Annotated in this window: 9 protein-coding genes; 3 read left to right on the forward strand and 6 right to left on the reverse strand. The window is 48.8% G+C overall.

Features of this window, described 5'->3' with window-relative positions; genetic code table 11:
• Window positions 1–27: 27 nt before the first annotated feature.
• Both rlmN and ACILQA_RS10720 read left to right on the forward strand, forming a co-directional pair.
• Complete coding sequence (gene rlmN / locus ACILQA_RS10715) at window positions 28–1,266, forward strand: 23S rRNA (adenine(2503)-C(2))-methyltransferase RlmN (protein ID WP_395629683.1); 1,239 nt, start codon at window positions 28–30, stop codon at window positions 1,264–1,266.
• A gap of 3 nt (window positions 1,267–1,269) precedes the next feature.
• On the forward strand, window positions 1,270–1,851 hold the full coding sequence (locus ACILQA_RS10720; protein ID WP_395629675.1) for a septation protein IspZ: 582 nt from the start codon (window positions 1,270–1,272) through the stop codon (window positions 1,849–1,851).
• On the opposite strand, the gene ACILQA_RS10725 is transcribed toward ACILQA_RS10720, so the two are convergent.
• The 6 genes from ACILQA_RS10725 to ACILQA_RS10750 all read right to left on the reverse strand — a co-directional run bounded on the left by ACILQA_RS10725 (window position 1,848) and on the right by ACILQA_RS10750 (window position 7,887).
• Entirely contained in the window at window positions 1,848–2,621 is a 774-nt protein-coding gene (locus tag ACILQA_RS10725) for a thioesterase family protein (protein ID WP_395629676.1), read from the reverse strand. The genes ACILQA_RS10720 and ACILQA_RS10725 overlap by 4 nt on opposite strands.
• Before the next feature lie 141 nt (window positions 2,622–2,762).
• Window positions 2,763–3,563 (reverse strand): FkbM family methyltransferase, encoded by an 801-nt coding sequence (locus ACILQA_RS10730; protein WP_395629677.1) that lies wholly within the window; start codon window positions 3,561–3,563, stop codon window positions 2,763–2,765.
• Between the two features lie 59 nt (window positions 3,564–3,622).
• Window positions 3,623–4,744: a DUF2827 family protein gene (locus ACILQA_RS10735; RefSeq protein WP_395629678.1), complete on the reverse strand. Its 1,122-nt coding sequence runs from the start codon at window positions 4,742–4,744 to the stop codon at window positions 3,623–3,625.
• A 28-nt stretch (window positions 4,745–4,772) separates the two neighbouring features.
• Window positions 4,773–5,876 carry a DUF2827 family protein gene (locus ACILQA_RS10740; RefSeq protein ID WP_395629679.1) on the reverse strand — a complete coding sequence of 368 codons (1,104 nt, stop codon included), beginning with the start codon at window positions 5,874–5,876 and terminating at the stop codon, window positions 4,773–4,775.
• 72 nt (window positions 5,877–5,948) lie between these two features.
• Window positions 5,949–6,578, reverse strand: a complete 630-nt coding sequence (locus ACILQA_RS10745) for an EF-hand domain-containing protein (protein ID WP_395629680.1) — start codon at window positions 6,576–6,578, stop codon at window positions 5,949–5,951.
• Window positions 6,579–6,657: 79 nt separating this feature from the next.
• Window positions 6,658–7,887: a YadA-like family protein gene (locus tag ACILQA_RS10750; protein WP_395629681.1), complete on the reverse strand. Its 1,230-nt coding sequence runs from the start codon at window positions 7,885–7,887 to the stop codon at window positions 6,658–6,660.
• Here ACILQA_RS10750 and ACILQA_RS10755 point away from each other — a divergent pair.
• Window positions 7,859–8,287 (forward strand): hypothetical protein, encoded by a 429-nt coding sequence (locus tag ACILQA_RS10755; RefSeq protein ID WP_395629682.1) that lies wholly within the window; start codon window positions 7,859–7,861, stop codon window positions 8,285–8,287. The two genes, ACILQA_RS10750 and ACILQA_RS10755, sit on opposite strands and share 29 nt — an antisense overlap.
• Window positions 8,288–8,832 lie beyond the last annotated feature (545 nt).

Here is an 8,832-nt window from a genome sequence, read left to right on the forward strand (position 1 = left end):
GATTCATTGCGTATAGGCGCGGCCATCATGCAGATTCCCGGCCATATAGACCCCGTTGTCACCCCACGCGCGATTACGCAGCGTGCGGATGGCCGAATTGACCTTTTGGGCTTGAACCATCTCCAAATTCGTCAGCTGTTTGAAGAATCGCAGCTCGATGAAAAGGCTGCAAAGCTGCGGTCAAAGCAGGTGTTCCACTGGATCTACCATCGCGGCGTGACCGATTTTGAAGCGATGACCGACATCGCCAAAACCATGCGCCCATGGCTTGCCGACCGCTTTGTCATTGGCCGGCCAGAAGTTGTCGAGGCGCAGGTTTCGAACGATGGCACGCGCAAATGGCTTTTGCGCACCGATGATGCCCAAGATTATGAAATGGTGTTCATTCCCGATGCGGATCGCGGCACCTTGTGCATTTCCTCGCAAGTTGGCTGCACGCTCAACTGCCGCTTCTGCCATACGGGCACGATGCGGCTGGTGCGCAACCTGACACCGGGCGAGATTGTCGGTCAGGTTATGCTGGCGCGCGATGCGCTTGGCGAATGGCCAAAGGGCAATATGGCGTCGGTGGCGGACGATGATGAAGATGATGATGTCGGCCATTACACCGCCGACGGCCGCATGCTCACAAACATCGTGTTGATGGGCATGGGTGAACCTTTGTATAATTTCGACAATGTCCGTGATGCGATGAAGATCGTTATGCATGGCGATGGCCTTGGCCTGTCGCGCCGCCGCATTACGCTGTCGACGTCGGGCGTTGTGCCGATGATGGCGCGTGCGGGCGAGGAAATTAACGTAAACCTCGCGGTCTCGCTACACGCGGTGACCAAGGAAATCCGCGACGAAATCGTCCCCATCAACCGCAAATATGGCATTGATGAACTTTTGCGGGCCTGCGCCGAATATCCCGGCGTCAGCAACGCGCGGCGCATTACATTTGAATATGTGATGTTGAAGGACAAGAATGACAGCGACGAAGACGCGCACGAGCTTGTGAACCTCATCCGCCAGTATAAATTGCCGGCAAAGGTCAATCTGATACCGTTCAACCCATGGCCCGGCGCGATTTATGAATGTTCGGATCCAGAGCGCATCAAGCGTTTTTCCAGCATCATTTTCGAAGCCGGCATCAGCGCGCCTGTACGCACACCGCGCGGCCGCGATATCATGGCGGCATGCGGCCAGCTGAAATCCTCCAGCGAAAAGAAAAGCCGCGCCGAGCTGGACCGCCTCGCCGAGGAAAAACAGGCGGCATTGGGTTAAGATATGGCCGCGCAAGGAACAGACGTGAATGGCGGCGTATTTGCGCGCCACAACCGCTTGCCATTTGCCATTGATATCATCACGGGCCTGCTGTTCTATTGTGTTGCAAAGTTCACCGATCTGCAGACTGCGGCGATTGTAGGCGTGGTCGTCGGGTTCGGCCTTGTCCTGTTCCAGCGCATAACGAAAATTGATGTCACCGGCGGGCTTGCGCTCTTCGGCATATTGATGCTGTGCATTTCGGCCGGCCTAGCAGTTTGGCTGAACGATGATGAATGGATCAAATTACGCGGCACAATCACTGGATTAATCGCCGCAAGTTTCTTCATTATCGATGGCGCGCGCGGCGGGCCATATATCGGCAAAGGTTTAGCGCGGTATATGCCTTATTCGGATATCCATGCGGGCCGCTTTGCTATCGTCATGGGCGTTATCGGCCTGATCATGGCGGCTTTGAATTATGGCGCCGCAAAATTGCTGACGACGGACAACTGGCTGTTCTACAAAACCTTTGTCGATAATTTTATCGTTATTGGTCTTGTGATGCTTGCCATGCGCTTTGTCCGCGCAAAACCGGCTGTTTAAGCAAAAATTGCCACCGACTGCATGCCGGTAAGCACCGCTTCGCCGCGGCTGTTCCATGTGGTCATATATTGGCTGCTGGCGCCGTTGGCGGCGTGATGCGTTTCGCTGGACAGATACCACCATCCATCTTCGGTCGTCGGCGTATCCGTCAGCATGTTGATCTGCCAGTTCATTGAGCTCACCATGCCCTTTTCGGTCATCAAGCCCATCGCGGACGGCGGCAATGCGTCACCAATGCAGATAAGTTCGGCAATATGGTCAAGCCCGTCATGTTCGGTGAAGCGGTGCCATGATGCGAGCCGATTGGTGGCCAATCCCAGTTCGAGCCGCTTGTCCGGATATTGCATATGGCCCGTGAAAAATTCAGGCGGGCCGCTGCGTACATTGTCCGCGGTCGGAAGCGGCGGAAATTCGGGCTGCGCGATGTTGATATAGTCCAAATCGCTTTGCCGCCGGTTCATGAAAATGAACGTGCAGGTCAGGCCAATGCCGTCTGCGCCCATGATGTCAGCCTTGATAAATGCCGTGTTTTTACCACGACGCAGGATGTTGGCCTGCACCTCAACATCGCCCGCCAAGGGACCGACAAACGCGATTTGTGCGGACTGAAGCGGCGGCAAATCCTCCGCAGTCAGCTTGGCCGCTTGATAGGCCAGTGCCGAACTTAAGCCACCATAAGAGGTGCGCCCCTGATGCCAGGTAGCGGGGATGGATATCTTGTGCGATGCGGCGCCCGGTTCGAATTGGGCGAGAAGGGATGCAAGGTTCATTTTGATGATTTAGCGAGGGAAAATCCAAGCTGCAACCCGCGGCATAAAAATCTAAAGGACATCAACCAATCGGATTTTGAAGTACGTGTATTAATATAATATTTGTAAAATCTAGATTCTTTAAATAAAATTTTGATGAAATTATTTTTTCAAAGGATGTGTACTTGAATCCGTAATTTTATTTAATACATCAATTGTGATTCCTGATTCTTTATGTATCCCTAACATGTTGAAAGAGTGCGTGTTACCAAAAATATTGTAGGGCGTTCCTGCATTATTATCATTTCGAAAAAGTGGAACAATGTGCCAGTATAAATCATACCCTAAGGACCATGCATATTCGATTAAAGATTGAGATCTATCAACTCTATCATTTTCTAAATATAAAATTGGATTATCTCTAGAAATAATTTGTGATCCACCACGTAAAACATCTTCTTCAAAGCCTTCTACGTCGGCTTTGATCAATGCAATTTTTTGGAATTGTTCTAAATAAGCGTCAAGCGGATCGACATTAATGTGTTCACCAACCCCACTTATGCTGCCTAAATCAAATGCGCCGTGGTTTGCCAGTCCATCTTGTGGAATTGGGCCTTCAAATATTATGTCAAAATCTAATCCGAGTGCTTTTTGGAATGCATAAACATTGCTTATCTCATTTATACATAAATTAGCGCATAAATTTTGGAAAAGGATGCGCCGAGGTTCAAATGCGTAAACATTCCCTTCCGGACAAATTTCTTTTGCAATGAAAACAGTATGGGAACCAATATTTGATCCAACTTCAAGAATATTGGCGTTTTTTGGGACGAGAGATGATATGCCGATTAGTTCTCCGTGCGACCATTCGCCATAAATTTCCAAAGATTTACCAACATAAACATCTAATGGATTAGTTAAAAATTTGTAACTTCCACATGTTGTTAAGCGAATTTTTGACATAATTTTTAAAATCTCAGCTAAATTTCACAATTTAGATAACATGATAAATAAGATATCTATTACTCATATAGGTCAGAAATATTTTTGGTATATGCATCAATAATTTCGGGTGCATCCGGCTTCATATTGGCTAAAAACATATTTGCTTGTTTTCTATATTCAACCAAGTTTTTATCATGCTGCCTAAACGCTTGAAGAAATGACAATCCGCCATCAACGCAATCGAATGTATTATAGCGATAGCCACAATCGCCTAAGAAATCTGAATTGTGGATGAGCGGAAAGCCACCGTATAACGCCTCATAATATAAATTATTTTCGTCGTTCAACCATTGGTGCGTGACCACTGCGTCAACAATCTGGCCGAGGATCATATATATAGGCAACCGTCCTTCAAAGGTCGCAATGCCTTGGTCCACAACGTCTAAGCTTTTTGCAAAACTTATAAAGCTGTCATGATCTTTGACCGCCATGGTGTTGAAAACCAAAACGCTTTCTATCATGCTGCCATCTTTTCTGTGCGCATGGTCCGTAATCAAGAGCGGCAAGTGACATGTTTTTGTAGAACACAGATTTGGTTCCAGTATTCCGACGCTCCAGCGTTTCGTACCAGGCTTATACTCAAATTTTGTTGATGCTTCTTCCGAATATTTATCAATGAGCAGAGGGCTCCAGATGGAAGGCGCGCTCGCAAAATTGGCTTTAAAGCCGTGTGCGTAATAAGTTTTGCAAACATCCTCATAAGATGGGGGGGCCCATATGGCGTGATATTTGGCACCTAAAAACGTCAATGCTGCTGGAAGCGCGAACGCCATTCTTTCAAAATCGATCACAAGATCGTTTGTAAGTCTGTTCGCTACGACCTTACCGCCGCGGGCGCCAAAGTTTTCGATCCAGTCGACGGGCAACTGGGCGCCCACTTCAATGACCAGATCAAGAGTCTCATGCGCTTTGTTGAGATCAATGACCTCTCCCTTAGCGAACTTTAAAATATTTGAATTCGGAGACTGGAAATCTCCGCAGTTCACAAACACGACCTTCTTTACAAACGGAATATTCCGCAGCGTCATTGATAGAAATATGGCTGTTTGATGGACGCTATTTTCCCAAACCGATTGATGCTCATCTCTGGCATGAATCGTGATACCAACTTTTAAGGCATCTTTTTTTCCAATGTTCATTTTCAGAATTTCCCGACCACAGCAGAAATCATATTAGGGACAGTAGCGCCCTGGCATAATCATCAATATTTTTTCTATTTTTTGGACTAAATTGGCTAATAAACTTGTCGCTTTTGGCAGCGTAACTTTCAAGATTAGCGTCATGCGTCTGAATGGCTTCTGTCAGCGCCGCAGATCCACTGTCTATGTCACATCCATCATAATAATAGCCCGCTTCAGAAAAGCTGGGGGAGTTGTGTACCAGCGGATAATGTCCGTACAGGGCGTCCAGATATGCATAATTGTCCGTACATTCCAGTTGATGTGCAACAACTAGATTTGAACCCTTGGACATGGTGTGCGAAAATACCTCACGTTGCGTGATAGTCATCTTCTGATTCTGATATAATTTCGATGTGTTGACGAGATGAAAAAATGTCTGATGCGAAGCCATCGCTATGCCATTCAGAAAATTGACCTGCTGAATGAGATCCGGGCTATTGGAATAGGTGTTTTCGCAGATCATGAATGGAATAACGCCCATCTTAATCGCGGATATATTGGGTTCAAATATGCTGACTGTGGCGCCCGTTGCGAGTGAATTTTTTTTGTAGCCAAACGTTAATTCGTCGTTTTGGATCTCTTTAATAGACTGATCAATAAAGATCGGGTCCCAAAGATAGGGCACTGTCACCACAGGGCATCTGTGAATGACCGACATCATGTTATTGAAGATCGCATCTTTGGGAAGTTGCCAGACGACATCACATCTGTCCGTTTCACCAAAGAATGATGGCTTATCAAATATGGTAGGCTCTACCAATGATGCATGCGGTTGACCGCAATTGTGATACACGACTTTGCCACCAGCTGCCCGCAGCCTCTTGAGCCATGGCACCTCCAGCGCACCCGAAAGCTCGATAGCAACATCGATACATTCTTTTGCTTCGGTTAATGAAAGGAGGGGGTATTCATTTGCTATGTCGCCCGCACCATGTGGGTGGTAATCTTGATTGCCCGCATTTATCAGAAATACGCGCTCTACAAATGGTATCTGGGCCAAGGTATTGGCCAAATGATACACATTTTGCCCAATTCCGTTGTTCCAAATATTATGATCTGGAACGGTTATGATTGAAATGCCAATACGCATATCTTAGTTTTCCGACTTCACTTTATGGCAATAACAGGCTCGGGCCTATGTGCGCGCTTTGCTAATAGGCCGCTAGCGCGTTTGCTCCGGTTTTGTTGCAGGGGTAGTTAACTTTGATGTTTCGGTTGCGGTTAAAATGCCATCCTTGTCGGCATCCAGCCGATCGAAATTCGCCAGCGTTGCCGTGCGATATTCGACAAGCGTAATAATTTGATCACGGTTGCTATCAAAGCGGGTCATTTCGGCAGACACATCGACAAATTTGGGCGCAGGAATCAAGGCCGCAAATTCCGCAGGCGTAATGACCCCGTTTTTGTCGATATCCAGGCGTTGGAATAGCTCCCGGTTCTGCTCCTGGGCAACAGCGGCGGCCGCGCGCTTCGTGAACTCTTCCACTTCGGCGCGGGTCGCCTTGCCGTTTCCATCTAAGTCGCGCTTTTTAAAATCGGCGTCCATCAGCGTGATGAAGTCGGCGCGCGGTAAGTCGGGCACAGCTAAAGCCGGTTTAGCCGGAACAGTTGAGTTTACGCTTTGTGGGGCAGTCGTTTTTGTAGATGCACTCTGCGCGGCATATCCACTCGTGGATTGTGCGAAAGCGACTATGCCTATGCATGTTGCATAACCGACGAACAGCATTTGCTTGAGCGATGGCTGGCGAATGTAAGAGTTTTGAGCTTTCATATCTCGCGGTTGTAGCGGCATAATTCATCAAAGTGTAAATAAAAAAGGCCGGCAATCTATAAAAATTGCCGGCCTCTTTTTGATTAGTTTGGTGTCTTAATTAGAAACCAAAGACTACTCCAACGCGTCCGCCAAGCTTTCCGCCCTTGTTCAAACCACCACCAACGGCAGCAGTGACATAGACCTTCTCGCTTACGCGGCCTGCAGCGTTAAGAGCTACTGCCGATGCGCCTTCATACATGCCGACATTGCCGGAGAGTGTGAAGTTCGTATCTGGCAAGATCGTGCTTCCGCCCATGGCGATTGCTGTTGCTGTTGAGCTTGCAATCTTGTCACGCAGTGTGTTGTCCAAATCAGTGATACGAGCACCAAGTGCGTTATCAGCGGCTACACGTGCACTGTTTTCAGCCGTGATACGCGCACCAAGTGCTGTATCCGCAGCGGCACGTGCTGTTTCTTCAGCAGCGATACGTGTCGTAAGTGCTGTATCTGCAGCGGCACGGATCGTCGCTTCAGCTGCTACTGCAGTCGTTGTGAACGTGTTCGCGCTCGTCAACGTTGCGGCATTACCAGCTGCTACAGCGGCCGTTGTGAACGAGTTCGCGCTGGTCAGCGTTGCCGCGTCACCAGTAGCAATTGTTCCTTCGAGCGTTGTAATGCGCGAGTCATGACCAACCAATACTCCAAGCACTTCGGTGTCGAAGTTCTTGCCGTTGTCAGCCGCCGATGTCAGCGTTCCTGCTGCAGAAGCGATGCCTGTGTTCGAGCTTGCAGCCGCAGTCGCCAAGATTGCGCGAGTTGCGGTGAAGTTTGCTTCGGTTGTAACGGCCGCTGTTGCTGTCGTCGTTGCTGCAGTCGCTGTCGAAGCATTTGCAGTTACTGTCGATTGAACAGCAACAAGGTCATTCACTGCGTTAGTCGTCGAAGCAACGCCAGTCACTGTCAGGGTCGAAGCCAAAGCGCTTTGCGCGGCAGTGTTAGCAGCCAACGATGTCGCAAGCGAAGCAGACGCGGAGGTTGCTGCTGTGGTAGCAGAAGACGAAGCCAAAAGAGCATTCGTATAATTGCTGTTGCGAAGCGCAACGTTAGTGTTCGCTGTTGAGAGCGCTGCCGCAGTAGTCGAAACAACCGCCGCGTTCGATGCCACCGCAGTAGTCGCGACTGTCAAAGCAGATTGCGCTGCCGCCAACGTCGATGTCGCTGCAGAAACGCCAGTGTTCGTTGCCTGAGCAGCGACCAATGCGGACTGAGCCGAAATTACGTTCGCTGTCGCCGTTGAGGCAGTGGCCGAAAGGCCCGCAGTGAGCGCAGTCGCGGAGTTCGCAGACACCAAAGCAGTCGATTGTGTTGTTGATGCTACGACCAAAAGGCTCGATGTCGAAGTAACTGTGCTTGCTGCTGTCGTTACAGCAGTTGCCAATACCGATTGGTTTGCCAAGGCAGTTGCCTCTGCAGTCGACAATGTCGCAAGCAAGGCAGTGTTTGCTGCCGTGTTACGAGCAAGAACCGACGCTGCAGTTGACGCTGCAGTCGAAGTTGCCGTTACAGCAGAAACGTTCGTCGACGCCTGCGTGCTTACCTTTGTGGTGGTGTACTGGCCTTCACCGCCCGTTGTAGCAACCTGTGCCTGGGCGTTATCAACAAAGGCAGTTGTTGCTGCTGCAGCAACGCCAGTTAAAAGAACAATTTTTTTGTTCAACATTTTACAATTCCTCAATTACGCCATCTAGATAGCTATCAATGTGTCGAGGGCCTTCATGCGTTGACCCTAGAGCTCGTGTATTGCCAACTGCAAAAGTGAGCTGCCCCCGAACCATCGCGAGAGTTAGCTTTTCTGGGATGTTTAAAAAACCAAATTCGAGAGCATAAAAATGCAGGCATAATAAATATGATAACTTTTCTTTACCTATTATGACGGAGGGCAGCTACGCCTTAAGCTAGCGTTCAGAAGTCGGAAAATGGCGGGCAGTTGGGGCAATGATCATGTGTGATGGTGTTCGTTTATAGCGAAAACGCTTCAACACATGTTTTAAGGGGGGGGGGGAGTTTCAATGTCTTCGCAGGATGAAATGTACAATGCGCATATTAACGATTATCTGCATTGTTTGAGGTATTTGGCGACTTTTCAGCAGGAAATTGGCGTGCCATTTATGCGTAAAGAGGGGGATGTGCTGCTCCTCATTAAGCAAGAACCCGGGCAACCGGTAAAATATTATATGAATAAGTCCGGCATGTCGTCACGCTGGTTCAACGAGATTTTGAAGCAGCTGCTGGC

It is taken from the genome of Sphingorhabdus sp., assembly GCF_044239005.1.
Lineage (GTDB): Bacteria > Pseudomonadota > Alphaproteobacteria > Sphingomonadales > Sphingomonadaceae > Sphingorhabdus_B.

What these genes read in the sequence shown, in the direction of transcription:
- rlmN (WP_395629683.1), top strand. Translation starts at nt 28, where the DNA reads ATGCAGATTCCCGGCCATATAGACCCCGTTGTCACCCCACGCGCGATT.
- ACILQA_RS10720 (WP_395629675.1), top strand. Translation starts at nt 1,270, where the DNA reads ATGGCCGCGCAAGGAACAGACGTGAATGGCGGCGTATTTGCGCGCCAC.
- ACILQA_RS10725 (WP_395629676.1), bottom strand. Translation starts at nt 2,621, where the DNA reads ATGAACCTTGCATCCCTTCTCGCCCAATTCGAACCGGGCGCCGCATCG.
- ACILQA_RS10730 (WP_395629677.1), bottom strand. Translation starts at nt 3,563, where the DNA reads ATGTCAAAAATTCGCTTAACAACATGTGGAAGTTACAAATTTTTAACT.
- ACILQA_RS10735 (WP_395629678.1), bottom strand. Translation starts at nt 4,744, where the DNA reads ATGAACATTGGAAAAAAAGATGCCTTAAAAGTTGGTATCACGATTCAT.
- ACILQA_RS10740 (WP_395629679.1), bottom strand. Translation starts at nt 5,876, where the DNA reads ATGCGTATTGGCATTTCAATCATAACCGTTCCAGATCATAATATTTGG.
- ACILQA_RS10745 (WP_395629680.1), bottom strand. Translation starts at nt 6,578, where the DNA reads ATGCCGCTACAACCGCGAGATATGAAAGCTCAAAACTCTTACATTCGC.